At 67.5% G+C, this 25,410-nt stretch carries 26 protein-coding genes; 14 read left to right on the top strand and 12 right to left on the bottom strand.

Annotated features, from left to right (window positions below; translation table 11 throughout):
* Positions 1–23 precede the first annotated feature (23 nt).
* The 3 genes from ACQHGV_RS06895 to rsmA are packed head-to-tail and all read left to right on the top strand — an operon-like array spanning position 24 to position 3,242.
* Positions 24–1,406, top strand: a complete 1,383-nt coding sequence (locus ACQHGV_RS06895) for a peptidylprolyl isomerase (protein ID WP_440979918.1) — start codon at positions 24–26, stop codon at positions 1,404–1,406.
* 8 nt (positions 1,407–1,414) lie between these two features.
* Positions 1,415–2,416, top strand: a complete 1,002-nt coding sequence (gene pdxA / locus ACQHGV_RS06890; RefSeq protein ID WP_440980159.1) for a 4-hydroxythreonine-4-phosphate dehydrogenase PdxA — start codon at positions 1,415–1,417, stop codon at positions 2,414–2,416.
* A gap of 1 nt (position 2,417) precedes the next feature.
* The gene (rsmA, locus tag ACQHGV_RS06885) at positions 2,418–3,242 is read left to right on the top strand and encodes a 16S rRNA (adenine(1518)-N(6)/adenine(1519)-N(6))-dimethyltransferase RsmA (protein WP_440979917.1); all 825 of its coding nucleotides are present in this window, start codon (positions 2,418–2,420) and stop codon (positions 3,240–3,242) included.
* A gap of 201 nt (positions 3,243–3,443) precedes the next feature.
* On the opposite strand, the gene ACQHGV_RS06880 is transcribed toward rsmA, so the two are convergent.
* Genes ACQHGV_RS06880 through guaB form a run of 3 tightly spaced genes read right to left on the bottom strand, consistent with a single transcriptional unit; the run spans position 3,444 to position 6,633 of the window.
* A complete protein-coding gene (locus tag ACQHGV_RS06880; protein ID WP_409786932.1) occupies positions 3,444–3,944 on the bottom strand; it encodes a tetratricopeptide repeat protein in 501 nt (166 codons plus the stop codon).
* 31 nt (positions 3,945–3,975) lie between these two features.
* Positions 3,976–5,157, bottom strand: a complete 1,182-nt coding sequence (locus ACQHGV_RS06875; protein ID WP_440979916.1) for an RsmB/NOP family class I SAM-dependent RNA methyltransferase — start codon at positions 5,155–5,157, stop codon at positions 3,976–3,978.
* A gap of 18 nt (positions 5,158–5,175) precedes the next feature.
* A complete protein-coding gene (gene guaB / locus ACQHGV_RS06870) occupies positions 5,176–6,633 on the bottom strand; it encodes an IMP dehydrogenase (RefSeq protein ID WP_183950815.1) in 1,458 nt (485 codons plus the stop codon).
* A gap of 127 nt (positions 6,634–6,760) precedes the next feature.
* Here guaB and ACQHGV_RS06865 point away from each other — a divergent pair, with 127 nt between their 5' ends.
* Together ACQHGV_RS06865 and ACQHGV_RS06860 are read left to right on the top strand one after the other, a co-directional pair.
* Positions 6,761–7,738, top strand: coding sequence for an SPFH domain-containing protein (locus ACQHGV_RS06865; RefSeq protein WP_440980158.1), 978 nt, complete (start codon positions 6,761–6,763; stop codon positions 7,736–7,738).
* On the top strand, positions 7,735–8,184 hold the full coding sequence (locus tag ACQHGV_RS06860; RefSeq protein ID WP_440979915.1) for an NfeD family protein: 450 nt from the start codon (positions 7,735–7,737) through the stop codon (positions 8,182–8,184). The genes ACQHGV_RS06865 and ACQHGV_RS06860 overlap by 4 nt, the downstream gene beginning before the upstream one ends.
* 144 nt (positions 8,185–8,328) lie before the next feature.
* On the opposite strand, the gene ACQHGV_RS06855 is transcribed toward ACQHGV_RS06860, so the two are convergent.
* The gene (locus ACQHGV_RS06855; RefSeq protein WP_440979914.1) at positions 8,329–9,936 is read right to left on the bottom strand and encodes a phosphoenolpyruvate carboxykinase; all 1,608 of its coding nucleotides are present in this window, start codon (positions 9,934–9,936) and stop codon (positions 8,329–8,331) included.
* 205 nt (positions 9,937–10,141) lie between these two features.
* Here ACQHGV_RS06855 and ACQHGV_RS06850 point away from each other — a divergent pair, with 205 nt between their 5' ends.
* From ACQHGV_RS06850 to ACQHGV_RS06820, 7 genes are read left to right on the top strand one after another with little or no spacing between them, the layout of a single operon-like run.
* Entirely contained in the window at positions 10,142–10,849 is a 708-nt protein-coding gene (locus tag ACQHGV_RS06850) for a response regulator (RefSeq protein WP_440979913.1), read from the top strand.
* Entirely contained in the window at positions 10,818–12,383 is a 1,566-nt protein-coding gene (locus tag ACQHGV_RS06845; protein ID WP_409786928.1) for a sensor histidine kinase, read from the top strand. Before ACQHGV_RS06850 ends, ACQHGV_RS06845 begins: the two co-directional genes overlap by 32 nt.
* 8 nt (positions 12,384–12,391) lie before the next feature.
* A complete protein-coding gene (locus ACQHGV_RS06840) occupies positions 12,392–12,820 on the top strand; it encodes an HPr kinase/phosphorylase (protein WP_440979912.1) in 429 nt (142 codons plus the stop codon).
* The gene (gene rapZ, locus ACQHGV_RS06835; protein WP_440979911.1) at positions 12,820–13,731 is read left to right on the top strand and encodes an RNase adapter RapZ; all 912 of its coding nucleotides are present in this window, start codon (positions 12,820–12,822) and stop codon (positions 13,729–13,731) included. The genes ACQHGV_RS06840 and rapZ overlap by 1 nt, the downstream gene beginning before the upstream one ends.
* A gap of 18 nt (positions 13,732–13,749) precedes the next feature.
* A complete protein-coding gene (locus ACQHGV_RS06830; RefSeq protein ID WP_007403466.1) occupies positions 13,750–14,157 on the top strand; it encodes a PTS sugar transporter subunit IIA in 408 nt (135 codons plus the stop codon).
* Positions 14,154–14,426, top strand: a complete 273-nt coding sequence (locus ACQHGV_RS06825; RefSeq protein WP_183950808.1) for an HPr family phosphocarrier protein — start codon at positions 14,154–14,156, stop codon at positions 14,424–14,426. The genes ACQHGV_RS06830 and ACQHGV_RS06825 overlap by 4 nt, the downstream gene beginning before the upstream one ends.
* A gap of 1 nt (position 14,427) precedes the next feature.
* A complete protein-coding gene (locus tag ACQHGV_RS06820; protein WP_440979910.1) occupies positions 14,428–15,240 on the top strand; it encodes a TrmH family RNA methyltransferase in 813 nt (270 codons plus the stop codon).
* 649 nt (positions 15,241–15,889) lie between these two features.
* Here the strand turns inward: ACQHGV_RS06820 and rmuC are convergent.
* The 3 genes from rmuC to recR form a co-directional block, all read right to left on the bottom strand.
* The gene (rmuC, locus tag ACQHGV_RS06815) at positions 15,890–17,356 is read right to left on the bottom strand and encodes a DNA recombination protein RmuC (RefSeq protein ID WP_440979909.1); all 1,467 of its coding nucleotides are present in this window, start codon (positions 17,354–17,356) and stop codon (positions 15,890–15,892) included.
* An 82-nt stretch (positions 17,357–17,438) separates the two neighbouring features.
* Complete coding sequence (gene def, locus ACQHGV_RS06810) at positions 17,439–17,960, bottom strand: peptide deformylase (RefSeq protein ID WP_183950805.1); 522 nt, start codon at positions 17,958–17,960, stop codon at positions 17,439–17,441.
* Positions 17,961–18,004: 44 nt separating this feature from the next.
* On the bottom strand, positions 18,005–18,601 hold the full coding sequence (gene recR, locus ACQHGV_RS06805) for a recombination mediator RecR (RefSeq protein ID WP_440979908.1): 597 nt from the start codon (positions 18,599–18,601) through the stop codon (positions 18,005–18,007).
* Positions 18,602–18,655: 54 nt separating this feature from the next.
* Here recR and fmt point away from each other — a divergent pair, with 54 nt between their 5' ends.
* The gene (gene fmt / locus ACQHGV_RS06800; protein WP_440979907.1) at positions 18,656–19,561 is read left to right on the top strand and encodes a methionyl-tRNA formyltransferase; all 906 of its coding nucleotides are present in this window, start codon (positions 18,656–18,658) and stop codon (positions 19,559–19,561) included.
* Positions 19,558–20,307 carry a tRNA pseudouridine(38-40) synthase TruA gene (gene truA, locus ACQHGV_RS06795; RefSeq protein WP_440979906.1) on the top strand — a complete coding sequence of 250 codons (750 nt, stop codon included), beginning with the start codon at positions 19,558–19,560 and terminating at the stop codon, positions 20,305–20,307. Before fmt ends, truA begins: the two co-directional genes overlap by 4 nt.
* Here truA and ACQHGV_RS06790 read toward each other — a convergent pair.
* The 5 genes from ACQHGV_RS06790 to ACQHGV_RS06770 form a co-directional block, all read right to left on the bottom strand.
* The gene (locus ACQHGV_RS06790) at positions 20,289–21,485 is read right to left on the bottom strand and encodes a class I SAM-dependent RNA methyltransferase (RefSeq protein WP_440979905.1); all 1,197 of its coding nucleotides are present in this window, start codon (positions 21,483–21,485) and stop codon (positions 20,289–20,291) included. The two genes, truA and ACQHGV_RS06790, sit on opposite strands and share 19 nt — an antisense overlap.
* A 4-nt stretch (positions 21,486–21,489) precedes the next feature.
* On the bottom strand, positions 21,490–22,872 hold the full coding sequence (locus ACQHGV_RS06785) for an NAD(P)H-hydrate dehydratase (RefSeq protein WP_440979904.1): 1,383 nt from the start codon (positions 22,870–22,872) through the stop codon (positions 21,490–21,492).
* Positions 22,869–23,246 carry a hypothetical protein gene (locus ACQHGV_RS06780; RefSeq protein WP_440979903.1) on the bottom strand — a complete coding sequence of 126 codons (378 nt, stop codon included), beginning with the start codon at positions 23,244–23,246 and terminating at the stop codon, positions 22,869–22,871. The genes ACQHGV_RS06785 and ACQHGV_RS06780 overlap by 4 nt, the downstream gene beginning before the upstream one ends.
* Positions 23,233–24,954, bottom strand: a complete 1,722-nt coding sequence (ilvD, locus tag ACQHGV_RS06775; RefSeq protein WP_440979902.1) for a dihydroxy-acid dehydratase — start codon at positions 24,952–24,954, stop codon at positions 23,233–23,235. Before ilvD ends, ACQHGV_RS06780 begins: the two co-directional genes overlap by 14 nt.
* Before the next feature lie 91 nt (positions 24,955–25,045).
* The gene (locus ACQHGV_RS06770; protein WP_440979901.1) at positions 25,046–25,408 is read right to left on the bottom strand and encodes a response regulator; all 363 of its coding nucleotides are present in this window, start codon (positions 25,406–25,408) and stop codon (positions 25,046–25,048) included.
* Positions 25,409–25,410: the final 2 nt, after the last annotated feature.

Here is a 25,410-nt window from a genome sequence, read left to right as displayed (position 1 = left end):
GTTACGCGCCCCATGCAGGCGTGATGAGGATCACAAACACGGTGAAGCAGGACATTCGTAACAAGGACCGTTTCTTCCGCGGGGCCGCCGCCATGATGCTAGCGGCGGTCGCGGCCGGCGCGATGGCGCAGACGGTGGCCGATCAGACGGTGCCCGAAACCGGCGGGTTGAACATTCCGTCCAATCTTCAGCTGTTCGGCAAGCTGGACCCAAATGTCCGCAAGCCGACCGCGATCGTCAACGATACGGTGCTGACCGGCACCGACCTGGACCAGCGCATGGCGCTGGCCATGGCGCTGAACAACGTGACCAAATTGTCGCCCGAGGATCGCGATCGTCTGCGGATGCAGATCCTGCGCCAGCTGATCGACGAGACGCTGCAGATCCAGGAGGCCAAGACCGCCGAGATCACGGTGACCGCGCCCGAGATCGATCAGGCCTATGCCCGCTTCTCGCAGCAGTTCGGCAAGACCCCGAAGCAGATGAGCGCCTTCCTGCGCGAGGCCGGATCATCGGATCGCTCGATGCGCCGCCAGATCGAAGGCGAGCTGGCCTGGGCGCGCTATCTGCGCAAGCGGGTCGAGCCGTTCGTCAATGTCGGCGACGAAGAGGTGAACGCCATCCGCGCACGTCTGGAAGCGGCGAAGGGCACCGAGGAATATAACCTCAAGGAAATCTTCCTCTCCGCCAACGAAGCCACGCAGCAACAGGTCTTCGCCAATGCGCGCCAGATCATCGCTGAAATCCAGAAGGGTCAGCAGCCCTTCGAATATTTCGCGCGCAGCTTTTCCGAGGCGTCGACGCGCGCGGTGAACGGCGATCTGGGCTGGGTACGCGGCGCGCAGTTGCCGCCCGAGCTGCAGGCGGCGGTGCAGTCGATGCAGGTCGGCCAGGTCGCCGGCCCGATCCAGATTCCGGGCGGCTTCTCGATCCTGTACCTGACCGACAAGCGCCAGGTGCTGACCGCCGATCCGCGCGATTCGCGCCTGTCGCTCAAGCAGTTGACGATCAAGTTCCCCGCCGGCACCACCCAGGCGCAGGCGACCGCGCGCGCGGCCGACTTCGCCAAGGCGACCCAGGCCATTCGCGGCTGCGGCGACGTGCAGCGCGTGGCGACGACGCTGAAGGCCGAGGTCGTCGACAATGATCAGGTCACGATCCGCCAGCTGCCCGCCCCGCTCCAGGAAATCCTGCTGAAGATGCAGATCGGCCAGGCGACGCCGCCCTTCGGCTCGCCGGAACAGGGCGTCCGCTCGCTGGTGCTGTGCGACCGCGAGGAACCGCGTTCGGGCAACCTGCCGACCAGCGACCAGATCCAGAACCAGGTCGAGCAGCAGCGGGTCAATCTGCGCGCCAATCAGAAGATGCGCGATCTCCGCCGTGACGCGGTCATCGAGTATCGGTGACCGACGCGATGACCATGACCCGGCCTCTGGCGATCTCGATGGGCGATCCCGCCGGCATCGGGCCGGAGATCATCGCCAAGGCCTGGGCCGCACGGCATGACGCCCAGCTGCCCCCCTTCATCGCGGTGGGCGACGCCCGCGCGATCGAGAGGGTATGGAACGGCCCGACCGCGCGGGTGAGCGACATCGGTGCGGCGGTGTCGATCTTCGACCAGGCGCTGCCGATCCTGTCGGTCGACGATGCCGGCGAGATCACACCGGGCCAGCCCGATGTCGAGGGCGCGCGGTGTGCGCTCCATGCGCTGGAACTGGCGGTCGGCCTCGTCCGGTCGGATGCGACATCGGCGCTGGTGACGGGACCGGTCAGCAAGGCGCAGCTTTACGATATCGGCTTCACCCATCCCGGCCAGACCGAGTTCGTCGCCGAGCGCTGCGGTGTCGCGGGGGCCAATGCGGTGATGATGCTGGCCGGGCCGTCCCTGCGCGTCGTGCCGATCACCACCCATGTTCCGCTGGCAGCGGTATCGGGCCTGTTGTCGGTCGAACTGATCGTGGCCAAGGGCCGTGCCACGGCGCGGGGCCTGTGCCGCAATTTCGGGATCACCGCACCGCGCCTGGCCTTTGCCGGGCTCAACCCCCATGCCGGCGAAAGCGGTACGATCGGGCGCGAGGAGATCGAGCTGATCGAACCCGCCATCGCGCAGCTGCGTGCCGAGGGGATCGACGCGACCGGCCCCTTCGCGGCCGACACGCTGTTCCACCCGCGTGCGCGCACCGCTTATGACGCGGTACTCTGCTGCTATCACGATCAGGCACTGATCCCCATCAAGACGCTGCATTTCGACGAGGGGGTCAATATCACGCTGGGTCTGCCGATCGTCCGCACCTCACCCGATCACGGCACCGCCTTCGGTATCGCGGGGCAGGACCAGGCGCATCCCGGCGCGATGATCGCCGCGATCGCCATGGCGGGGGACGCCGCGCGTCGCCGGGCCGCGCTGGCGAACTGACATGGACCCTGTCACGCCCCTGCCCCCCTTGCGGGAGGTCATCGCGCGCCATGGCCTGTCGGCCTCCAAGTCGCTTGGCCAGAATTTCCTGTTCGACGGACAGCTACTCGCGCGCATCGCCGCCATTCCGGGCGACCTGACCGATCAGGAGGTGCTGGAGATCGGTCCCGGTCCGGGCGGCCTGACGCGCGCGCTGCTGATGGCCGGTGGTCGCGTCACCGCGATCGAACGCGACCGACGCTGCATCCCGGCATTGGCCGAATTGTCGGACGCCTTTCCGGGGCGGTTGCGGGTGATCGGGGGCGACGCCCTGCGGATCAACGCACCCGAGCTGTTCGAGGGGAAGCCGCATATCGTCTCCAACCTGCCCTATAATGTCGGCACGCCGCTGCTGGTGGGTTGGTTGTCGGGGGCGTGGTTGCCCTGGTGGAAATCCTGCACGCTGATGTTCCAGAAGGAAGTCGCCGAGCGGATCGTCGCGGCGCCCGACCAGTCCGCCTATGGCCGGCTGGCGGTGCTGACCCAATGGCGCAGCCAGGCGCGGATCGCGATGCCGGTCCACCGCTCGGCCTTCACGCCGCCGCCCAAGGTCATGTCGGCGGTCGTCCATATCACGCCCGCCCCGGCGCCCGAGGGCGTCAGCTTCCGGACGCTGGAGCGGTTGACCGCCGCCGCCTTTGGCCAGCGTCGCAAGATGCTGCGCCAGAGCCTGAAGCCTGTCGCTGGCGCCGTCGAGGCGTTGGAGTCGATCAGCATCGATCCCGCACGCCGGGCGGAGACCTTGTCGGTGGCGGAGTTCGTCGCCCTGGCACGGGCGTTGGGATAACGGCTGGTTACGCGTGGCCTGCCACCGGATGCAAGTAGCCCCCCAACGCCGTTCAGCCTGAGCGAAGTCGAAGGCCAAGGGATGTCAGCGCTGCTCCGCCTTGCATAGCCGCTATGGTAGAGCGTGGCCTTCGACTTCGCTCAGGCGGAACGGAGAACGGGGTGGAATGGTAGACCCCGCTCCTGCTCAACCCATAAAACCTCAGTTTTTCGCCGGCACCTTCGTCTCCACCTGCGCGGTCGTCACCGGCGGCGGCCCCTTGGCGATGACGGCGGCGAGCGCGGTCGCGTCGGCGCAGTCCTGTTTACACAGGGTCTTGATCTTCGTCAGATTGTCCTTGGCCCGCGCCACGGCGCCACGCTGGACCAGCGCCTCGCCCTGACCCCGCAGCGCACGCAGGTCATTGGGGTCGAGCAGCAGGGCTTCGCGATACAGCCGGATCGCCTTGCCCGGCAAACCACGCGCGCCGGCTACTTCGGCGAGCAGGATGAAGGCGGCACGGTTACGCGGATCGACCGTGACCGCCGTCTCCAGCGTATCGGTCGCGCCGTCGAGATTGCCGGCGGCCTTTTGTGCCCGGCCCTGTTCCAGCAGCTGCATCGAGCGCGCGTCGATCTGGGTATCGGGGCGCTGTCCGCTGAGCGAGGTCGAAACGGAAACCACCGCCAGCGCGGCCGCGGCGGCCATGGACGTCAAACGCATGAGGAACTCCGGACTGGGCACTGGTTGAACGCTAGCATGGCGCCCGGAGGCAGGCGACAAAAAACCCGTCGGTGCCATGCGTGGCCGGGTCGAGCCGATGCCCGGCGCCATGCGGCGTGCCCACGGTGGGCGCTTCCACCGACCAACCCCGGTTAGCCGCCAGAAAGGCGTCGACTTGATCGCAACCTTCCGCGTCGAGCAGCGAGCAGACGATGTAGACCATCCGGCCGCCGGGCTTCACCAGTCCGGCACCCACCGACAACACCTGCGCCTGCATGGCGCGCAGACGGTCGAGCCGATCGGGGGTCAGCCGCCAGCGCGCCTCCGGGTTGCGCCGCCAGGTGCCGGTTCCGGAACAGGGCGCATCGATCAGCACGCCATCGGCCTTGCCCGCCCAGTCGGCCAGCATCTCGCGCTCGCGTCCCGGATTGAGCAACCGGCTTTCGACGATCGTCACCCCGGCCCGCTCCGCGCGAGGGGCCAAGCGCTGAAGCCGCGCACGGTCGATGTCACAGGCCAGCAGCGCGCCACGATTGTCCATGGCCGCGCCGATCTGCAACGTCTTGCCGCCCGCCCCGGCGCAAAGATCGACCAGCCACTCGTCAGGCTTTGCTGTCAGCGCCGCACCGACGAGCTGGCTGCCCTCGTCCTGCACCTCGATCAATCCGGCGCGGTAGAGCTCCGATTGTTCGACCGGCGTACCGCTGGGCAGCCGCAGCCCGAGGGGCGCTAGCGGCGTCGGTACGGCGTCGGGCCATTCGGCCAGCACCGCCTCCCGCGTAGTCGCCAAGCTGTTCACCCGTATGTCGAGCGGCGCGCGGTCGATGAGTGCCGCCTGCTGCGTTTCCGTCAGCCCGGAACGGTCGAGCGCCGCCACCAGCCAGGCCGGCGCGACACCGCCCGCCGCACGCGGCTCCTCTGGCTCGATCGGAGCCGGCCCGTGGGTCGACCCGTCGAAGCTGTCCGCCACCGCGGGATCGCTGTCGGCGAGCGTCAGCACCGCCGCCCGCCCGCTCGCCGGCACGGGCCCGGCATGACGGATGGCGGCATAGACCAGCTCGCGCACCGCACGCCGGTCCTTCGATCCGGCATAGCGGCGCGTCGCGAAATAGCGGGCGATCAGCGTGTCGGCGGCCGCACCGCCCGCCGCGGCGGAGGCGATGATGGCGTCGAGCAACTCGATCGCCGCCTGGGTGCGGGCAGCGGGCGTCATGAACGGATGTCCGTCGAATCAGCGGGTTGGATAATTGGGGGCTTCCCGCGTGATCGTCACGTCATGGACATGGCTTTCCTTCAGGCCCGCACCGGTGATCTGGACGAACTGCGCCCGCTCACGCAGATCCTTCAGCGTCGCCGAACCGGTATAGCCCATCGCCGCCTTGATGCCGCCGACCAGCTGATGAATGACGTCGCGCGCCGGCCCCTTATAGGCGACCTGACCCTCGATGCCCTCGGGCACCAGCTTCATCTGATCCTTGATGTCGCCCTGGAAATAGCGGTCCGCCGAACCGCGGCCCATCGCGCCGACCGAACCCATGCCGCGATACGACTTGTATGCCCGGCCCTGATACAGGAAGGTCTCGCCCGGTGCCTCCTCGGTGCCCGCCAGCAGCGAGCCGACCATGCACGCGCCGGCACCGGCGGCCAGCGCCTTGGCCAAGTCGCCCGAGGTGCGCAGACCGCCATCGGCGATGACCGGCACGCCGGCCTTCCAGCCTTCCTCGGCACAGTCCATCACCGCGGTCAGCTGCGGCACGCCGACGCCGGCGACGACGCGGGTGGTGCAGATAGACCCCGGCCCGATGCCGACCTTCACCGCATCCGCGCCCGCATCGATCAACGCGCGGGTGGCCGCCGCCGTGGCGACGTTGCCGGCGATCACCTGCACGGTGTCGGACAGCTTCTTGGCCGCCTCGACCGCACGCGCGACGTCGCGGTTGTGACCATGGGCGGTATCGATGATGACGCAGTCGACGTCCGCTTCGATCAGCGCGCGGGTCCGCTCGAAGCCCTTCTCGCCGACCGTCGAGGCGGCGGCGACGCGCAGGCGGCCGGCGGCATCCTTGGTCGCGGACGGATAGGTGACGGCCTTTTCGATGTCCTTGACCGTGATCAGCCCGACGCAGCGATAACTGTCATCGACGACCAGCAGCTTTTCGATGCGGCGCGCATGCAGCAGGCGACGCGCCTCGTCCTGACCGACGCCGACCTTCACCGTCGCCAGATTCTCGTGCGTCATCAGCTCGGACACGGGCTGGTTCGGATTTTCGGCGAAGCGGACGTCGCGGTTGGTCAGGATGCCGACCAGACGGCCGTCGAACTCGACGACGGGAATACCGCTGATCCGGTGCCGCGCCATCAGCGCCTGTGCCTCCGACAGCGTGGCGGTCGGCGAGATGGTGATCGGGTTGACGACCATGCCGCTTTCGAACCGCTTGACCTGACGGACCGCGGCGACCTGCTGTTCGACGGTAAGGTTGCGGTGGAGCACGCCCATGCCGCCCAGCTGCGCCATGACGATCGCCATGTCGGCCTCGGTCACCGTATCCATCGCCGCCGACAGGACGGGGATGTTGAGCGCGATCGAGCGGGTCAGTTGCGTGCGCGTGTCCGCGCTGCTCGGCAGAACGTCGGACTCCTGGGGTATGAGGAGCACGTCGTCGAAGGTGAGGCCGAGGCGGATATCCATGGGGCTGCCAAATCCTGCGGAGGGAACAAGTGGCGGGCCATGTAACCAAAGCGCGCCGTTCCCGCTAGGCCCTTGCTGCACCGCCATGCTAGGATCGTCCCGGATCGATGGATTGGGAGAGATGTCGATGGGTTTGATCGTCGCCGCGCTGGCCGTGCTGCTGGTGCTGTTATACCTGATGATGTCGATCAAGATCGTCCGCCAGGGCTATCAATACACCATCGAACATTTCGGCCGTTACACCGGCACCGCCGTGCCCGGCTTCAATTTCTACCCCGCCTTTTTCTACCGTGTCGGCCGCCGCGTGAACATGATGGAGCAGGTGATCGACATTCCGGGGCAGGAGATCATCACTAAGGACAATGCGATGATCTCGACCGATGGGGTCGTCTTCTTCCAGGTGCTGGATGCGCCCAAGGCGGCCTATGAGGTGTCCGACCTCTATGTCGCGCTGCTGAACCTTGTGACGACAAACCTGCGCACGGTCATGGGTTCGATGGACCTCGACGAGACCCTGTCGAAGCGTGATGAGATCAACGCGCGGCTGCTGAATGTCGTCGATCATGCGACGACGCCCTGGGGCGTGAAGATCACCCGTGTCGAAATCAAGGACATCCGGCCGCCGGTCGACATCGTCAACGCCATGGCGCGCCAGATGAAGGCGGAGCGTGAGAAGCGCGCGAACATCCTCGAGGCCGAAGGGTCGCGCGCCTCGGAAATCCTGCGCGCCGAAGGACAGAAGCAGGCTCGCATCCTGGAGGCCGAGGGGCGGCGCGAGTCGGCCTATCGCGACTCCGAGGCCCGCGAGCGCGCGGCCGAGGCGGAAGCCAAGGCGACTCGCGTCGTGTCCGATGCCATCGCGCAAGGGGGCACGCAGGCGATCAACTATTTCGTCGCGCAGAAATATGTCGAGGCGGTCGCCAAGTTCGCCACCAGCCCGAATGCCAAGACCATCCTGTTCCCGGTCGAGGCGACGCAGTTGATCGGCACGCTCGGCGGCATCGGCGAACTGGCCAAGGACGCGCTGGCCTCCCACAAATCTGGCACCGTCACCACACCCCGCGCCACCACCAAGCCGGGGCCGTTCGACCAGTCCGGTTCGTGACGATCGGCGATCTCGATCCCGCCGCGCTGTGGCTGGCCGGGGGACTGGCGCTGGGCATCGCCGAGCTGTTCGTGCCGGGGGTCTTCCTGATCTTCCTGGCGATCGCGGCGGGCGTGACGGCGCTGACCGTCTGGGCGATCCCCGATCTGCCGCCGGTGCTCCAGCTTGTCGAGTTCGCGATCTGGAGCATCGTGTGCGTCGTCATCGGGCGGCGCTGGTATCGCGATTTCCCGGTCGACAGCGATGCGCCCGTCCTGAACGAGCCGGTGCGCCGCTTGCGCGGGCAGGTGGTCACGGTGACGATGCCGATCGTCGGCGGCGAAGGGCGCGCAAGGCTGGGCGATGGCGAATGGCCGGTGCGGGGGCCGGCTGCCGAAGTCGGGACCCGGTTGCGGGTCGCGCATGTCGATAATGGGGTGTTGCTGGTCGAGCCTCTGTCGGATTGAGGCTGACGTTGGGGCGTGGCCTTCGACTTCGCTCAGGCTGAACGGATTATAGGGCTATGCACCAACGCCCGTTCAGCCTGAGCGCAGTCGAAGGCCAAGGCCAAGGGAAAGCGCCCTCCCCAGAACGCTTTCCCTCAGCCAGCGTTATGCCGCGACCGTCACCTTGGGCGCCGCCGCGCGGACGCCCTCGTCGACATGCTCGGCGAACTGCTTGAAATTCTCATTGAACAAGTCGACCAGCCTGGCCGCCGTCGCGTCATAGGCCGCCTTGTCGGCCCAGGTATCGCGCGGGTTCAGGATCGCCCCGTCGACACCCGGCACCGAGACCGGCACCTGGAAACCGAAATTGGGGTCGGTACGGAACTCGACCTGGTTCAGGCTGCCGTCGAGCGCGGCGTTGAGCAGCGCGCGGGTCGCCTTGATCGGCATACGGTTGCCGACGCCGTACTTGCCACCGGTCCAGCCGGTGTTGACCAGCCAGCAATCGACGCCGCCCTTGGCGATGCGTTCCTTCAGCAGATTGCCATAGACCGACGGATGACGCGGCATGAACGGCGCGCCGAAGCAGGTCGAGAAGGTCGCATCCGGCTCGGTCACGCCGATCTCGGTGCCCGCGACGCGTGCGGTATAGCCCGACAGGAAGTGATACATCGCCTGCTCGGGCGTCAGCTTCGCGATCGGCGGCAGGATGCCATAGGCGTCGGCGGTCAGCATCACGATATTGCGCGGCACGCCCCCCATATTGTCCTTCGACGCATTGGGGATGAAGTCGATCGGGTATGCGCCCCGGCTGTTCTCGGCCAGGCTGTTGTCGTTCAGGTCAAGCTGGCGCGTGACCGGGTCCATGACCACATTCTCGAGGACGGTGCCGAAGCGCTTGGTCGTCGCGAAGATTTCCGGCTCGGCCTCGGGCGACAGGCGGATCATCTTGGCGTAGCAGCCGCCCTCGAAATTAAAGACCGCCGTGTCGGACCAGCCATGCTCGTCGTCGCCGATCAGCGTGCGGCTGGCATCGGCCGACAGGGTGGTCTTGCCGGTCCCCGACAGGCCGAAGAACACCGCGGTCGAACCGTCCGCGCCCATGTTCGCCGAACAGTGCATCGGCATGACGCCGGTGGTCGGCAGCAGATAGTTGAGCAGGCCGAAGACCGACTTCTTCATCTCGCCGGCATAGCGCGTGCCGCCGATCAGGATCAGCTTCTCGGTCATGTTGACCGCGATCACCGTCGACGAGCGGCAGCCATGGCGCGCGGGGTCGGCGCGGAAGCTGGGCAGGTCGATGATGGTGTATTCGGCGGCGAACTTGCGCAGCTCATGCTCCTCGGGGCGGACGAGCATCGTGCGGATGAACAGGTTATGCCAAGCGAACTCGGTCACGACGCGAACGCGGACGCGGTGCTCGGGCTGCGAGCCACCGTACAGGTCCTGAACGAACAGGTCTTCTTTCTGCCCCAGCGCGGCGAAGAAATCCGCCTTCAGCGCGGCGAAATCGTCCGGGCTCATCGGCTTGTTGGTCTTGCCCCACCAGACGGTGTCGCGGGTCTCGTCGTCGCGGACCATGAACTTGTCCTGCGCCGAACGACCGGTATGCTCGCCCGTCTCGACGACCAGCGGGCCATCGGCGGAGAGCTTGCCTTCGCCGCGCGCCACCGCCGTCTCGATCAACCGCGCGGTGACGAGGTTCCAGTGCAACGTGGCGCGGGTTTCGATCCCCTGCGCCTCAAGGCCGATTTCCGGAATCCGTTCGTTCATCTGAAGCGTCCTCATTCCCCTTGGCGCCCGTGGGTCGAGCCGCGTGACGCCCTTGTTATCGCATGTGAATACGTATGCGCTGGATCGCCTATTAGCCGAAACGTTTAACACGTCAAACACCTCGTCATGCGAAGACGGTTGAGCCGTGTCCCGCTTTGGCCTAACCGAGGGCCATGGCCGATCGCTTGCCCGGAAAGTCCCCCGCATGACCGCGACGATCGCGTTGGTCGATGACGACCGCAACATCTTGACCTCCGTCTCCATCGCGCTTCAGGCGGAGGGGTTTCTGACCCGCATCTATGCCGATGGCGAAGCCGCGCTGAAGGCGCTGATCGACAATCCGCCCGATCTGGCGATCTTCGACATCAAGATGCCGCGCATGGACGGGCTGGAACTGCTCCGCCGGCTGCGCGAGAAGAGCCAGATCCCGGTCATCTTCCTGACCAGCAAGGACGACGAGCTGGACGAGGCGCTCGGCCTGGCGATGGGTGCGGACGATTATATCGCCAAGCCCTTTTCCCAGCGCCTGCTGATCGCGCGCATCCGCGCCATCCTGCGCCGCTCGGAAGGAAGCAGCCAGATGCCCGGCGCGCCCGCCGCCGAAACGCAGGGGCCGCTCAGCCGGGGACAGCTGGCGATGGACCCGGCACGGCACAAGGTGACGTGGAAGGGGGAACCGGTCACGCTGACCGTCACCGAGTTCCTGATCCTCGAAACGCTGGCGCAGCGCCCCGGCATCGTGCGCACCCGCAACCAGTTGATGGATGCCGCCTATCAGGACGACATCTATGTCGACGATCGCACGATCGACAGCCACATCAAGCGCCTGCGCCGCAAGTTTCGGCAGGTAGACGCCGAGTTTGACGCCATCGAGACGCTCTATGGCGCCGGTTACCGATTCTCCGAGGAGTGACGCTCCCGACCTGGCGCTACGCTGGTCGGGCCAGATTTCGCTGACCCAGCGGATTCTGGCGCTCAATATCTTCGCGTTGCTCTTGCTCGCAGGCGGTTTTTTCTATCTCGATTCGTATCGCACCCGGCTGCTCGACAACCGGGTCGCACAGGCGGTGCGCGAGGTGCGGCTAATCGGCGAGGCCTTGACCTCGGTCCAGCCGGCCGAACGTGACGCGCTGATCGCGCGGCTGGCGCGTGACACGGGTGAGCGGCTGCGCATTTTCGATGCGCAAGGAAGGCTGGTCGGCGACAGTCGCGCGCTGGGCGTGCGCAATTTCGTGCTGCGCGATCCCGACAAGCAGGGCCTCGGCCAGGTGATCGCCCGCTTTCTGGACGCCGGGATCGATACCGTGGTGGGCGCTGACCGCCCCCCGCTCTATCGCGAGCGGCGCGGCGGTGCAGAGTGGCCCGACGTCATGGCGGCGCGGCGCGGGACGATCGCCGCCTCGGTCTGGCGTGCCCCCGATCGCACGCCGGTGATCACGGCGGCCGCACCGCTGCCCGCCGGCGGCGCGATCATGACGACCGAGAATGCCCGCTTCATCACCGAGACGGTCCGGATCGAGCGGTTCCGGCTGAGCGTCCTGCTGGCGCTGGTCGCGCTGATCTCGATCCTGCTGTCGCTGTTCCTGGCGCGGACCATCGTTCGGCCGCTGCGACGTCTGGCACGGGCCGCCGTGCGCGTTCGCCTGGGGCGTGCGCGTGAGGTCGTCGTGCCGCGTCTGCCCGATCGTCGCGACGAATTGGGGATGCTGGCCCGCGCCTTGTCCGACATGAGCTTGGCGCTGCGGGCGCGAATCGATGCGACGGAGGCCTTTGCCGCCGACGTCACCCATGAGCTCAAGAACCCGCTCGCCTCGCTCCGCTCCGCCGTCGACACGATGGAGGCGGTCCGCGACCCCGCGCTGCAGGCGCAGTTGCTGGCGATCATCCGCGACGATGTGCGCCGGCTCGATCGGCTGATCACCGATATTTCGGATGCCTCCCGCCTCGACGCGCAGCTCAGCCGCGCCAAGTTCGATCCGGTCGATCTCCATGCGCTGATCCAGGGGATGATCGCCCAGCGCGAGACGCGCGGCGTGGAGCGCGGCATCCGCCTCCGCTTCGACGCGCCCGATCCCGGTCCCGTGATCATCGCGGGCGAGGGTGCGCGGCTGGAACGGGTGTTCGAGAACCTCATCGCCAACGCCCTGTCCTTCTCACCCGACGAGGGCATCGTCGCGATCAGCCTGGCGCGCGACACGGATGACGTGATCGTCCGCGTCGAGGACGAAGGGCCGGGCGTTCCCGAAGAGGCGCGCGAGACGATCTTCCGACGTTTCCACTCGATCCGGCCGAGCGGCGAAAGCTTCGGCCGCCATTCGGGACTGGGGCTGGCCATCGCGCGAACCATCGTCGAGGCGCATCAGGGCCGCATCCATGTCGAATCACGCGAAGACCGGATGAGCGGTGCACGCTTCGTCGTGCGACTGCCGTTGGCGCCCGGAGCCTAGGTCCGGCGATGCCCCCGCCCGGTTCCGAGCTGATCCATGCGACCTGCGTCGCCATCGACGGCGTCGGTGTACTGTTGCGCGGACCATCGGGCGCGGGCAAGTCCGATCTGGCGCTGCGGCTGATCGATCGCGGCGCGGTGCTGGTCGGCGACGACTATCTCCATGCCACCGCACGCGACGACATGCTGTGGGTGGCGGCGCCCGACCGGATCGCAGGGAGCATCGAGGTGCGCGGCGTCGGGATCGTGGCGATGCCGCACCGCCCCGAAGCACCGGTTGCGCTGGTCGTCGATCTGGGCGAGGAGGATCGCCTGCCGGAGCCGGCCCAGGTGATCATCGCCGGCATCGCGCTCCCTATCGTTCGCCTCAACCCCTTCCCCGCCTCGGCCGCGATCAAGGTCGAGCTTCTGCTATCGCACCGCAAGGAACGCCCCTGATGGATCGCAAACGTATCCTGCTGGTCACCGGCATGTCGGGTGCCGGCACTTCGACCACGCTCAAGGCGCTGGAGGATCTGGGCTGGGAGCTAGTCGACAATCTGCCGCTGTTCCTGCTCGACAGCCTGCTCGAGGCGCCGCCCCCCGCCGGGATGGAGGGCAAGAACCGACCGCTGGCGATCAGCCTGGGCGTGCGCACCCGCGACTTCGATCCCGAACAGATCATCGAACGCGTTCGCCGCCTGAAGGATAGCCCCCGCCTCGCCATCGAGACGCTGTTCCTCAATTGCGGCGGCGAGGAGTTGAAGCGCCGCTATGCCGAAACCCGGCATCGCCATCCGCTGGCGCTCGACCGGGCAGCGGATGACGGCATCGCGCATGAGCGGGCGATCCTGGCGCCGTTGCGCGACATGGCCGACCGCCTGCTCGACACCACCAACATGACCAGCAACGATCTGGGCCAGTGGATCCGCGCCAATTACGCGGTGGAGGGGCTGAGTGAGCCGGTGCTGACCGTCATGTCCTTCGGCTTTTCGCGCGGGTTGCCGCGCAACGCCGATCTGGTGTTCGACATGCGCTTCCTGCGCAATCCGCACTGGTCGGCGGAGCTTCGCCCCGGCACCGGACTGGACCAGGGCGTGATCGACTATATCCGGCGCGACCCGGCCTATGACACGGTGCTAGGCCAGTTGGAGTCGCTGCTCGACACGGTGGTGCCGCGCTACATTGCGTCCGGCAAATCCTATATCACCATCGCGATCGGCTGTACCGGCGGGAGACACCGGTCGGTGCATGTCGCCGAACGGATCGCGCGAAGGTTGCGCCAAAGCGGTTTTTCCCCCACGGTGGTGCATCGTGATTTGAGTGCCGCGCCGAAAGACTCTCTGGAAGCCGGGCCGGCCAAGCAATGATGGATATGCGTGTCTGACATGATCGGTCTGGTTCTGGTGACGCACGGGCGGCTCGCCGATGAGTTCGTGACCGCGATGGTGCATGTGGTCGGCCCCCAGGAGCGGATCGCGACCATCGCGATCGGTCCGGAGGACGACATGGAGGAACGCCGCGCCGACATCGCCGCCGCGATCGGCGCGGTCGATGCCGGACGCGGGGTGATCGTCCTGACCGACCTGTTCGGCGGCACGCCCTCCAACCTCGCCATCTCGCTGATGGAGCGCGGCCGGGTCGAGGTGATCGCGGGGATGAACCTGCCCATGCTGATCCGGCTGGGATCGGCGCGCAAATCGATGCAGGTCGTCGACGCCGTCGCCGCCGCGCGCGAGGCGGGGCGCAAGTACATCTCGGTCGCCTCCGAAGTGCTGGGCGAGGCCGCCGCATGAGCGAACAGTCGCGCACCGTTCTCATCACCAATCGCCGCGGCCTTCATGCCCGCGCCAGCGCCAAGTTCGTCACGCTCGCCTCGACCCAGCCCTGCGAAGTGCGTGTCGGCAAGGACGGCAGCACGGTAACCGGCACCTCGATCATGGGCCTGATGATGCTGGGCGCGGCGATGGGCGATACCATCACGATCAGCGCGGCCGGTGACGGCGCCGACGAAACGGTCGCGGTGCTGGCCGCGCTGGTGGAAGCGAAGTTCGGCGAAGACTGATATGCCCCGCGAGATTACCGCTTATTCCAACCCGCTGATCAAGTGGGTCCGCGACCTGCGCGACAAGCGCCACCGCAAGCAGGCCCGCCAGTTCCTGGCCGAGGGCCTGCGTATCCTGACCGAAGCCAAGAAAACGGGGCGGCTGCCGACCCTGTTGTTCTTCGCCAAGCCATCGGCCGACCATCCGCTCGTGCGCCAGCTGGTCCGCGCGGTCGAACTGGCCGGCGGCGAAGCGATCGAGACGACGCCCGACATTCTGTCCAAGCTGTCGGGCAAGGACAATCCGCAGGCCGTGGTCGGCGTGTTCGAGGAACTCGGCACGACGCTCGACACGCTTGACCGGTCGTCGTCGGGCATCTGGCTGGTGGCCGAGCGGCTTCGTGATCCGGGCAATCTGGGCACGATCCTGCGCACCGGCGATGCGGTCGGGGCGGGCGGCCTGATCCTGGTCGGCGAGTGCGTCGATCCGTTTTCGGTCGAGGCGGTGCGCGCCAGCATGGGGGCGCTGTTCACCGTACCGATCGTGAAGACCGAGTGGCAGCCCTTCCTCGACTGGCTGCGGCAGGGACCGGGCCAGCTGGTCGGGCTGAGCCTGGATACCGAGACAGACTATCGCTCGGCCCATTATGCCGCGCCGACCTTCCTGCTGACGGGCAATGAGGCACAGGGCATGCCGGCGGATTATGCGGCGGCGTGCGATGTGCTGGTGAAGATCCCGATGCTGGGCAAGGCCGACAGCCTGAATGCCGCCGTCGCGACGGCGGTCATGGCCTATGAGGTGTTGGCACAGCAGGGCGGCGGCAAGACGGCCTAACTCCCAAGCCCCTACCTCCGTTCAGCCTGACCGCAGTCGAAGGCTAAGGGGTGAGCGTGGCCGACGGGTGCTCCCATGCACTTCGACTTCGCTCAGTGCGAACGGAGGGGGTGGCCGGGTTCCGAAATGCCGCCTCAAGGCCGCCAGTCTCAGTTCGACTGTCTCCATGGGATCATGGCCTATGACGTGCCGGCCCAACAGGGCGACCGCAAGAAGGCGAGCTGAACCCCAAAGCGCCCCCACCCCCGTTCAGCCTGAGCGCAGTCGAAGGCCAAGGGATTAGCATGGCCGAAAGGGACTCCCGTGCACTTCGACTTCGCTCAGTGTGAACGGAGGGGGTGGTCCGGTTCTGAAATGCCGCCTCAAGGTCGTCAGTCTTAAAGCGGCCGTCGCTACGGCGATCCTGGCCTATGACTCGCCGGCCCAACAGGGCAAAAGCCAGGCGGCAAGTTGAACCCGAAGCACCCCCACACCCGTTCAGCCTGAGCGAAGTCGAAGGCCAAGGGATGAACGCTGCCGAAAGGCTCTCTCTCTTGCACTTCGACTTCGCTCAGTGCGAGCGGAGGTGGTGGCTCAAGCCTAGCGATCACATCAGCAGGGATTCCTCCCCGACCAAACGCTTCACTCGCTTGCCCGGCACGCTAAAGCCTTAGGAACCCTCAGCGCCGTCTCCAGCCTCGGTCAGCTCCGCCACCGGCATCAGCTTGGTCAAGGGCCGGACCGCCTGTTCCCCGATCGGCGGCGAGTCGATCGCCTTGCCGCCGGTGTCGATGTTCAGCGCCTCGAACCGCCGCGCGCTGGTCAGCACCTGGCTCTCCAGACTGCCGACAAAGGCGTTATACGCGGTCATCGCGGTATCGAGATTCTTGCCCAGCTTCGACACATGTCCGCCCATGACGGCCAGTCGCGCGTAAAGCTCCTTGCCGAGCGCACCGATCTGCCGCGCTTCCTGCGCCAGCTTCTCCTGCCGCCACACCGCGGCGACCGTCCGCGCGATCGCAATCAGGTTCGTCGGCGTCGCGAGCAGCACGCGCTTGTCGAATGCGAAGTCCCACAGCGTCGCGTCATGCTCCAGCGCCGCCGACAGGAAATGCTCGCCCGGCACGAACATGATCACATAGTCGGGCGCGTCGTCGAACTGGTTCCAATAGCTCTTGTTGCCCAGCCCGTTGACGTGCGCGCGCATCGCGGCGGCATGGCGCGACAGGCCGGCCAGCCGCTCGACCTCGTCCACCGCGCCGAACGCATCCTGATAGTCGTTGAGCGACACCTTGGCGTCGATCACCAGTGCCTTGCCGCCGGGCACCCGCACGATCGCGTCGGGACGAAGCCGTCCGCCCTCGCCGTCCGCGACGCTGACCTCGGTCTGGAAATCGGCATGTTCGGACAGGCCACAGCTTTCCAGCACGTTGCGCAGCTGCTGCTCGCCCCAGCGCCCGCGTGCCTTGGGGGCGTTGCGCAACGCGTTGACCAGCTTGGCCGCCTCGCCCGAGACGCGCTCCTGCCCGATCCGCATCGCCTCGATCTGGCCCTTCAGCTCGCCAAAGGCATCGCGGCGCTCGTCCTCGACCTTGCGCACGCCCTCTTCATAGCGTTGCAGGCGCTGGTGAACCGGATCGAGCAGCGCCTTGAGCGTCTGCCCCGACGCTTCCTCCGACTGTCGAAAGCGTGCCTCGGCCCGCTCGAGAAACTGGCGTTGCGCGATTTCGAGCGCGCGCGCCGCCGCCTCGCCGAACTGGGTGTTGATCTGTTCACGCGCCTGCCCCAGCGCCTCCAGCGTCTGGGCATAGGCCGTCTCGCGCTCCTGCGACCGCGCGCGCAGTTCGGCGAGCTCGCGCAAGGCCGCGTTGCGCTCCGCCTCGACCGCATCGCGCGCGGCGCGGATCATGTCGAGATCGGCCGCCCGCCCGCGCAATTCGGCCAGCGCCTGCAGCGCATCGCTCCGTTCGCGCTCGGCGGTGTCGCGCGCCGTCCGCAGCGGCTGGATTTCAGCCGCCTGCGCCTTGGCCGTCGCCAGCTCGGCCGCCAGGCCATCGGCCTTGCGGCGTGCGACCAGCCAGCCGGCCAGTCCCCCCAGCAGCAGCGCCAACAGCGCGACGGCGATCAATTCGGGCATTATCTCAACCTGTCAAAACTCGAAACAGGTCGGAACATAGATCGAACAGGCCCGCCCGAACAGGCCTATTCGTGGGCGGGCCTCAGCCCTTGCGGATCTTGGTCAGCTTGCGCATCAGCATGTCGCGCTTCAGCCGGCTGACATGGTCGATGAACAGCACGCCGTTCAGATGGTCGATCTCATGCTGCATGCAGGTGGCGAGCAGACCGTCCAGCTCGGCCTCATGCGCCTCGCCCTTTTCGTCCAGCCACTTGACCTGGCATCGCGCGGGCCGCTTCACCTCGGCATATTGCTCGGGGATCGACAGGCAGCCTTCGTTGTAGGTCGACAGTTCGTCGCTGACCGACAGGATTTCCGGGTTGATATAGGCCTTGGGGTTCTTGACCGGCTTGCCGTCCTCGTCCTCTTCCTCCTGAAGGTCGATGACCAGCACGCGCTTGTCGACGCCGACCTGTATCGCCGCCAGGCCGATGCCATGGGCGTCGTACATCGTGTCGATCATGTCGGTGACGAGCTGACGGACAGAATCGTCCACCGCCTCGACCGGCTTGGAGACGAGACGCAGACGGGGGTCGGGAACTTCGACGATCGGAAGAATGGCCATGGCCGTGTCGCTACGGCGCAAGGGCAAAAGCGTCAAGCCGGGCGTCAGACCACCGGTCGCCGTGCCCGGAGCGCCTGGGCCAATGTCCCCTCGTCCAGATAGTCGAGTTCGCCCCCGACCGGCAGGCCATGCGCCAGCTGCGTCACGCGGACCGGAAAACGCTCGATCCGCTCCGCGATGTAATGGGCGGTGGTCTGCCCCTCCAGCGTGGCGTTCATGGCCAGCACGATCTCATCGATGCCGCCCTGCTCGATCCGCCGCACCAGCGCGTCGATCGCCAGATCTTCCGGCCGGATGCCCTCCAACGCGGAAAGCCGGCCGCCCAGCACATGGAAGCGGCCTGGAAACAGCCGTGACCGCTCCAGCGCCCACAGGTCGGCGACCTCCTCGACCACGCACAGCGCGGCGGGATCGCGCCGGGGATCGGCGCAGATGGCGCACGGATTGGCGGTGTCGATATTGCTGCAGGTCGAACAGGTCTCCAGCCGCTCCTCAACCGCGACCAGCGCGGAGAGAAGCGGGGCGAGCGCCGCCTCCCGCTTCTTGAGCAGGTGAAGAACCGCGCGCCGGGCCGATCGGGGCCCTAGGCCGGGAATACGCGCGAGCGCCTGGGTCAGCGCCTCGATCTCGGGGGATGCCATCAGGAACAGATAGGGGGTTGCGCGCCGTCCCGCCAGCGCAGAGAGGCTTGCGCCATGCGGATCATCTTCATGGGCACGCCGGGCTTTGCCGTCCCGGTTCTGGCGGCGCTGGCCGAGGCCGGGCATGACATCGTCGCAAGCTATAGCCAGCCGCCGCGTCCCGGCGGGCGGCGGGGGCGGCAACTGGTCGCCTCGCCGGTACAGCAGGCGGCGGAGAATCGCGGCATCCCGGTGTTCACGCCCGTGTCGCTGCGCAGGCCGGAGGAGCAGGCGGCGTTCGCGGCGCACGACGCCGATGTCGCGGTCGTCGCAGCCTATGGCCTGATCCTGCCGCAGGCGATTCTGGATGCACCCCGGCTCGGCTGCCTGAACGTCCATGGCTCGCTGTTGCCCCGCTGGCGCGGGGCCGCGCCCATTCAGCGGGCGATCCTGGCGGGCGACATGGTGACCGGGGTCGGCATCATGCAGATGGAGGGGGGCCTCGATACCGGCCCCGTACGGCTGGAGGATTCGACCCCGATCGGTCGCAAGACGACGGGCGCATTGACCGACGAACTGGCGGCGATGGGGGCGCGACTGATGGTCAGGGTGCTGGAGGATGTGGACCGCTATCCCGCACGGCCACAGCCCGAGGCAGGCATCACCTATGCCGGCAAGATCGACAAGGCCGAGACGCGGCTCGATTTCACCCGGCCCGCCATCGAACTGGAGCGACAGGTCCGCGCCTTCCACCCCGCGCCGGGAGCCTGGTTCGAGCATGAGGGGGAGCGGATCAAGGTCCTGTCGGCCGAGGTCATCGATCAATCCGGCATGGCGGGCGAGGTGCTCGACGATCGTTTGACCATCGCCTGTGGCGAGGGCGCGTTCCGCCCTGTGACGGTTCAGCGCGCGGGGCGTGGCGTATCGAGCGCCGAGGATTTGCTGCGCGGGTTTTCGATCCCGGCGGGTACCCGGCTTTGACCCGTTTCGCGCTGACGGTCGAATTCGACGGTCGCCCCTTCATGGGCTGGCAACGCCAGTTGCATGGCCCCAGCGTGCAGCAGGCGCTGGAGGACGCGATCCACGCCGTCACCGGTGAGCGTTCCGCCGTCCACGCGGCCGGGCGGACCGATGCGGGTGTCCATGGCCTGGCGATGCGCGCGCATGTCGACATCGAGAAGACGATCACCCCGTTCCGTCTGATGGAGGCGATCAACGCACGTATCCGCCCGGCACCGGTCGCCGTGCTCGATTGCGTTGCGGTGGCCGACGACTGGCATGCGCGCTTCACCTGCATCCGGCGGTCGTACGAGTATCGCATCGTCAATCGCCGCGCGCCGCTGACCCACGAAGCAGGGCTGGCATGGCAGGTGCCGCAGCCGCTGGATCATATCGCCATGGCCGATGCGGCGATGCGACTGGTCGGGCGGCACGACTTCACCACCTTCCGCTCGGCGCATTGCCAGGCGGACAGCCCGGTGCGGACGCTCGACCTGTTGTCGGTCGAGCGGATCGGCGAGCGACTCCATATCCGGGCCGCCGCCCGGTCCTTCCTGCACCATCAGGTCCGCTCGATGGTCGGATGCCTGGCACTGGTCGGCATGGGCCGCTGGACCCCGGACGATGTCGGCGCCGCGCTGGTGGCGCAGGACCGGTCCAGGCTCGGTCTCAATGCGCCGTCGGACGGGCTGTTCTTCGTGCGCGCAGATTATCCGGGCGACGCCTGACGCACGAAGCACGCCGCCAGTTCGACATGGGTCGACCAGCGGAACTGCCCCACGGGCTGCACCCATTCGAGCGACCAGCCCTGGTCGACCATCATCCGCGCATCGCGCGCGAAGCTGGACGGGTTGCACGACACATAGGCGACCGCGCCGACCGCCGCGCTGGCCAGCGCCTCGGCCTGATCGCGCGCGCCGGCACGCGGCGGATCGAGGACGATCGCGTCGAACCGGTCGAGCTCGGCCTTGGTCAGCGGCCGGCGATAAAGGTCGCGATGCTCGGCGAAGACCGGGCGATGCTGCGCATTGGCTGCGCCTTTCAGCGACAGGATCGCATCGCGCGCGCCCTCGGCGGCATAGACCTTGCCTGGCAGCGCGAGCGCGAAGGTGCCCAGCCCGGCGAACAGGTCGGCCGTCGTGCGGGGATTGCCGACCGCCTCGCGCACCGCCGCGACCAATGCCGCCTCGCCGTCCCGCGTCGCCTGCAGGAACGCGCCCGGCGGCAACGGAACCGCGACGCCGCCCAGCGTGATGGTCACCGGTTCGGGTTCCCACCGGGTTTCGGCGCCCAACCCGTCATCGACCGAGAAGCGTGCGACGCCGTGGCGCTGGCAGAAGGCGATGATCGCCTCGGCCGCCTCCAGCCCGTCGGGCCAGAAGCTCGTGACCAGAATGTCGGCGCCTTGATCGGCCAGCGCCAGATGCACGTCACCGCGCCGCTTGAACCCCCATCGCTGGAGCAGGGCGCGCAGCGGCGCGACCAGTGCGAAGAGTTCGGGGGCGAGGATGTGGCATTCGGCGATGTCGACGATCGCGTGGCTCTTCTCCTCCGAAAAGCCGATCATCACACGTCCGCCCTTCGCCTCGGCGTGGAGCGTCGCGCGGCGGCGGCTGCGCGGGGGCGAGAGATGCGCGGGCCGCAACGGAGCGGTCAGCCCCTGCGCGTCGAGCGCGGAGGCGATCCGGTCGGTGACGAAGCCGGCATAGCTTTCGTCATCCAGATGCTGGAGCTGGCAACCGCCACAGCGCGGGAAATGGCCGCAGGGCGGCGTCTGGTGATGCGGGCCCGGCACTACGCTGCCATCGGCGGACAGGGTGTCGCCGGGGGCGGCAAAGGCGGCATGACGCCCATTCTCGGTCACGCCGTCGCCACGGGCGGCGACGCGGATGATAATATCGCTCATGCGATCAGCCTCTGACGGCGGAAAGCGCGTCTGCCAAGTCATCGGCGATGAAAGCGCGTCCGCAGCGGCGCGCCGCCTGTCCGTGCAACCATACCCCCGCCTCTGCGGCGGCCAGTGGCTCCAGCCCTGCGGCCAGCATCGCGCCGATCGCGCCTGCCAGCACATCGCCCGTGCCGGCGGTCGAGAGCCAGGAATTGGCCTCGGGGCACAGGATGGTACGACCATTGGGAGCGGCGATAACGGTATCGGCACCTTTATGGACGACGACCGCGCCGGTCCGCTTCGCCGCTCGGCGCGTCGCATCCGTCTTGGCGCCGCCCTTGTCCCCAAACAAATGGGTGAACTCGCCGCCATGGGGCGTCAAAATCTTCGGGCCGATATGCGTGCGGAGCGCCTCGGCATCGACCAGTCGCAAGGCATCGCCGTCTATGACGAGCGGACGACCGCTCCCCAGCGCCGCGCCCAGCTTGGCCCGCGCCCCTTCGTCACGCCCCAGGCCGGGACCGATCACGATGGCGCCGATCCTGTCGTCCATCAGCGTGTCGGCCTGAAAGGCGCGGCGGACGATGGCATGGGGATGGGCACCCGCCTGTTGCGGCGCATCGCTCAAGTGCAGGACATAGCCCGCACCTGCGCGCGCGGCGGCGGTTGCGGCGAGTTCGGAGGCGCCCGACATCGATCCGGCGACGATCGCCACCATGCCCCGGCTATATTTGTGCGAGGTGGCATCGGGTTCGGGGAGAGTCGGCCTTATCAGGACACGGCTCCGCCCATTCGCCGGCACCCCGATGTCCAGCAGCCGTACCGCGCCCATGATGCTGGCCGATGGTTGCAGAAGATGGGCTGGCTTCAGCGCCCCCAGCGCCAGCGTCACATCGAAACGGGGGGTATCACCGAACAGGTGGCCGTCATCGCTGCCCACGCCGCTCGGCAGGTCGACCGCGATACGCAGGGTCGCAGCAGCCGCCAGCCGTGACAGCCCGGCCTGAACCGATGCGTCCAACGCCCGTGTCAGACCAATGCCGAACAGGGCATCGATCAGGACCGGCGCAGGCTCCGTCGCGTCGAGACTTTCGACCGGGCCATTCCAAAGGCCGCGCGCCCAGACGGCGCTGTCGGTACGAGGCGCGCCGGTCGCCGCGACGCGGACGGGCAGGCCCAGGCGCTGGAAGGTGGCCGCCACGACATAGCCGTCGCCGCCATTGTTGCCGGGGCCGCACAGCACCAGAACCGCGCGGCCCGCCGCCAAACGCGCCACCGACCGGGCGACCGCCTCCCCTGCGCGCTGCATGAGTTTGGTTGGGGCCAGGCCGTTATCGAATAGCCGCTGTTCGGCCGTGCGCATCTGCTCGGCCGTCAGGACCGGCTGACCGTCGATCGGGATCATCGCGCGGAGACGGTCGCCGGCAGGCGATAGCGGTCCGCCCCGACCGTCACGCCGATCTGTCGGTCGCCTTCCACCGACACCAGCGCCGGCAAGGCGCCATCGGCCGCCGCCACGCCGCGTCCGTCCTGGGTCACCTGCAATCGCCGAAAGCCGCCATCGGGATGACGCACCGTCAGGATCACCGCCTCTGCCGCTGCACTCTGCTCGACGGTGCAATCACGCTGGAAGGTCTGCGCGCCGCCCAACGCGCATTCGATCGCGAGACCGGGTTTTTCGGGGGACGACGCCGTCGCGCCGCCCTCCCCGTCCTGTCCCGACGAACATCCGGCCAGCACGATCGCGCCGGCTAGACAGGCGGCATCAGATATCCGCATAGACATGGCGCTCGGACTTGGCGCCGGGATGAGTAACCGCGCCTTGATGCGCCGGGCCGACATTCTGGGCATAGCGCCACAACACGCCGGACTGGTAATCGTTCACGCGCGGGGTCCAGCGGCCGCGCCGCTCGGCCAGCACGTCCTCGGCGACGACGAGATCGATCGTCCCCGCCTCGGCATCGATGCGGATAGTGTCGCCATTCTCGACCAGCGCGATCGGGCCGCCATCGGCCGCTTCCGGCCCGACATGGCCGATGCAAAAGCCGCGCGTACCGCCCGAGAAACGCCCGTCGGTGATGAGTGCGACCTTCTCGCCCAGCCCCTGGCCATAGAGCGCGGCGGTGGTCGACAGCATCTCGCGCATGCCGGGGCCACCCTTGGGGCCTTCATAACGGATGACGACCACGGTGCCGTCGGTGATCTCACGCGCCTCGACGGCGGCGAAAGCGTCTTCCTCGCAGTCGAATACCTTGGCGACGCCTTCGAACTGAAGGCGCTTCATGCCGGCGACCTTCACGATCGCGCCCTCGGGGGCCAGGCTGCCGCGCAGGCCCACGACCCCGCCGGTCGGCGTGATCGGGGTCTTCACGTCATAGATGACCTTCTGGTCGGGGTTCCACGTCACCTCGTCGATATTCTCGGCCAGCGTCTTGCCGGTGACGGTGATGCAGTCGCCGTGCAGATAGCCGCCCGCCAGCAGCGTCTTCATCAGCATATAGACGCCGCCCGCCTCATACATGTCCTTGGCCACATAGCGGCCGCCGGGCTTCAGGTCGGCGATATAGGGCGTGGTCTTGAAGATTTCGGCGACGTCGAACAGGTCGAAGTCGATCCCCGCCTCGTTCGCCATGGCGGGCAGGTGAAGCCCCGCATTGGTCGAGCCGCCGGTGGCGGCGACCACGCGCGCGGCGTTCTCGAACGCTTCGCGGGTGCAGATGTCGCGGGGACGGATGTTGCGCGCGACCAGCTCCATCACCTGCTCGCCCGCCGCCTCGGCAATGCCATGGCGGTCGAGGAAGGGGGCGGGCATCATGTTGCTGTTGGGCAGCGACAGGCCGATCGCCTCGCCGACGCAGGCCATGGTGTTGGCGGTGAACTGACCGCCGCACGCGCCGTGCCCAGGACAGGCGACCTTTTCGAGCGCGATCAGCTCGTGGAGCGGGCAGTTGCCCGCCGCATGCTGGCCGACCGCCTCGAACACGTCGACGACGGTCACGTCGCGATCGTGATGCCGGCCGGGCAGGATCGAGCCGCCATAGACGAAGATCGACGGCACGTTCAGGCGCAGCATCGCCATCATCATGCCGGGCAGCGACTTGTCGCACCCCGCAAAGCCGACCAGCGCGTCATAGCAATGGCCGCGCACCGACAGCTCGACCGAATCGGCGATCACCTCACGGCTGACCAGCGAGGCCTTCATGCCCTGATGGCCCATGGCGATACCGTCGGTGACGGTGATGGTGTTGAACCGGCGCGGCATGCCGCCGCCCCGGATCACCCCGCCCTGCGCGGCATCGGCCTGTGCATCGAGCGTGGTGTTGCAGGGCGCGGAGTTGTTGCCCGCACTCGCCAGCGCGACGAACGGCTTGGCGATATCCTCTTCCTGGATACCCATGGCGTAATAATAGCTGCGGTGCGGCGCACGCTCCGGACCGACGGAGACGTGGCGGGACGGCAGGCGGGACTTGTCGAATTGGCGTGTCATGGCGCAGGCCTATGTCGCGACAGAGGCCTTTGACGCAAGCAAATTTCGCATCCGCCGCCTTTCGCGGGACTTTGAGAGCCCCGGTCTGGCCTTAGAGCGACCCCAGCGCCTTGGCCACGCCGTCCATGGTGAACGGCTTTTGCAGGCGCGGACGGTCCCGGAACCGTTCATCCACGGCGTCATCCGAACCACCGGTAGCGAAGACGAAGGGAACACCGCGCTCCGCCAACGCTTCGGCGACGGGGGTGCTCTTCTGGCCGCCCCGCAGGTTGACGTCGAGGATCGCGGCATCGATACCGCCCTCTGCCACCCGCGCGAGGGCGTCGTCGACGCTGTCGACGGTGCCCGCCACCTGTTTGTCGAGGACGTCCAGGAAATCCTCGAGCATCATGGCGATAAGGGGTTCGTCCTCCACGATGAGGATCTGCACGGGCTCTGTCATCGATACCGCCATAA

The organism is Sphingomonas pseudosanguinis, assembly GCF_052056765.1.
In the GTDB taxonomy this organism is placed as follows: domain Bacteria; phylum Pseudomonadota; class Alphaproteobacteria; order Sphingomonadales; family Sphingomonadaceae; genus Sphingomonas; species Sphingomonas pseudosanguinis.
The sequence above is the reverse complement of the archived record's forward strand: the minus strand, read 5'-3'. Positions and strand labels throughout refer to the sequence as shown.

What these genes read in the sequence shown, in the direction of transcription:
- ACQHGV_RS06895 (WP_440979918.1), top strand. Translation starts at nt 24, where the DNA reads ATGAGGATCACAAACACGGTGAAGCAGGACATTCGTAACAAGGACCGT.
- pdxA (WP_440980159.1), top strand. Translation starts at nt 1,415, where the DNA reads ATGACCATGACCCGGCCTCTGGCGATCTCGATGGGCGATCCCGCCGGC.
- rsmA (WP_440979917.1), top strand. Translation starts at nt 2,418, where the DNA reads ATGGACCCTGTCACGCCCCTGCCCCCCTTGCGGGAGGTCATCGCGCGC.
- ACQHGV_RS06880 (WP_409786932.1), bottom strand. Translation starts at nt 3,944, where the DNA reads ATGCGTTTGACGTCCATGGCCGCCGCGGCCGCGCTGGCGGTGGTTTCC.
- ACQHGV_RS06875 (WP_440979916.1), bottom strand. Translation starts at nt 5,157, where the DNA reads ATGACGCCCGCTGCCCGCACCCAGGCGGCGATCGAGTTGCTCGACGCC.
- guaB (WP_183950815.1), bottom strand. Translation starts at nt 6,633, where the DNA reads ATGGATATCCGCCTCGGCCTCACCTTCGACGACGTGCTCCTCATACCC.
- ACQHGV_RS06865 (WP_440980158.1), top strand. Translation starts at nt 6,761, where the DNA reads ATGGGTTTGATCGTCGCCGCGCTGGCCGTGCTGCTGGTGCTGTTATAC.
- ACQHGV_RS06855 (WP_440979914.1), bottom strand. Translation starts at nt 9,936, where the DNA reads ATGAACGAACGGATTCCGGAAATCGGCCTTGAGGCGCAGGGGATCGAA.
- ACQHGV_RS06850 (WP_440979913.1), top strand. Translation starts at nt 10,142, where the DNA reads ATGACCGCGACGATCGCGTTGGTCGATGACGACCGCAACATCTTGACC.
- ACQHGV_RS06845 (WP_409786928.1), top strand. Translation starts at nt 10,818, where the DNA reads ATGGCGCCGGTTACCGATTCTCCGAGGAGTGACGCTCCCGACCTGGCG.
- ACQHGV_RS06840 (WP_440979912.1), top strand. Translation starts at nt 12,392, where the DNA reads ATGCCCCCGCCCGGTTCCGAGCTGATCCATGCGACCTGCGTCGCCATC.
- rapZ (WP_440979911.1), top strand. Translation starts at nt 12,820, where the DNA reads ATGGATCGCAAACGTATCCTGCTGGTCACCGGCATGTCGGGTGCCGGC.
- ACQHGV_RS06830 (WP_007403466.1), top strand. Translation starts at nt 13,750, where the DNA reads ATGATCGGTCTGGTTCTGGTGACGCACGGGCGGCTCGCCGATGAGTTC.
- ACQHGV_RS06825 (WP_183950808.1), top strand. Translation starts at nt 14,154, where the DNA reads ATGAGCGAACAGTCGCGCACCGTTCTCATCACCAATCGCCGCGGCCTT.
- ACQHGV_RS06820 (WP_440979910.1), top strand. Translation starts at nt 14,428, where the DNA reads ATGCCCCGCGAGATTACCGCTTATTCCAACCCGCTGATCAAGTGGGTC.
- rmuC (WP_440979909.1), bottom strand. Translation starts at nt 17,356, where the DNA reads ATGCCCGAATTGATCGCCGTCGCGCTGTTGGCGCTGCTGCTGGGGGGA.
- def (WP_183950805.1), bottom strand. Translation starts at nt 17,960, where the DNA reads ATGGCCATTCTTCCGATCGTCGAAGTTCCCGACCCCCGTCTGCGTCTC.
- recR (WP_440979908.1), bottom strand. Translation starts at nt 18,601, where the DNA reads ATGGCATCCCCCGAGATCGAGGCGCTGACCCAGGCGCTCGCGCGTATT.
- fmt (WP_440979907.1), top strand. Translation starts at nt 18,656, where the DNA reads ATGCGGATCATCTTCATGGGCACGCCGGGCTTTGCCGTCCCGGTTCTG.
- ACQHGV_RS06790 (WP_440979905.1), bottom strand. Translation starts at nt 21,485, where the DNA reads ATGAGCGATATTATCATCCGCGTCGCCGCCCGTGGCGACGGCGTGACC.
- ACQHGV_RS06785 (WP_440979904.1), bottom strand. Translation starts at nt 22,872, where the DNA reads ATGATCCCGATCGACGGTCAGCCGGTCCTGACGGCCGAGCAGATGCGC.
- ACQHGV_RS06780 (WP_440979903.1), bottom strand. Translation starts at nt 23,246, where the DNA reads ATGCGGATATCTGATGCCGCCTGTCTAGCCGGCGCGATCGTGCTGGCC.
- ilvD (WP_440979902.1), bottom strand. Translation starts at nt 24,954, where the DNA reads ATGACACGCCAATTCGACAAGTCCCGCCTGCCGTCCCGCCACGTCTCC.
- ACQHGV_RS06770 (WP_440979901.1), bottom strand. Translation starts at nt 25,408, where the DNA reads ATGGCGGTATCGATGACAGAGCCCGTGCAGATCCTCATCGTGGAGGAC.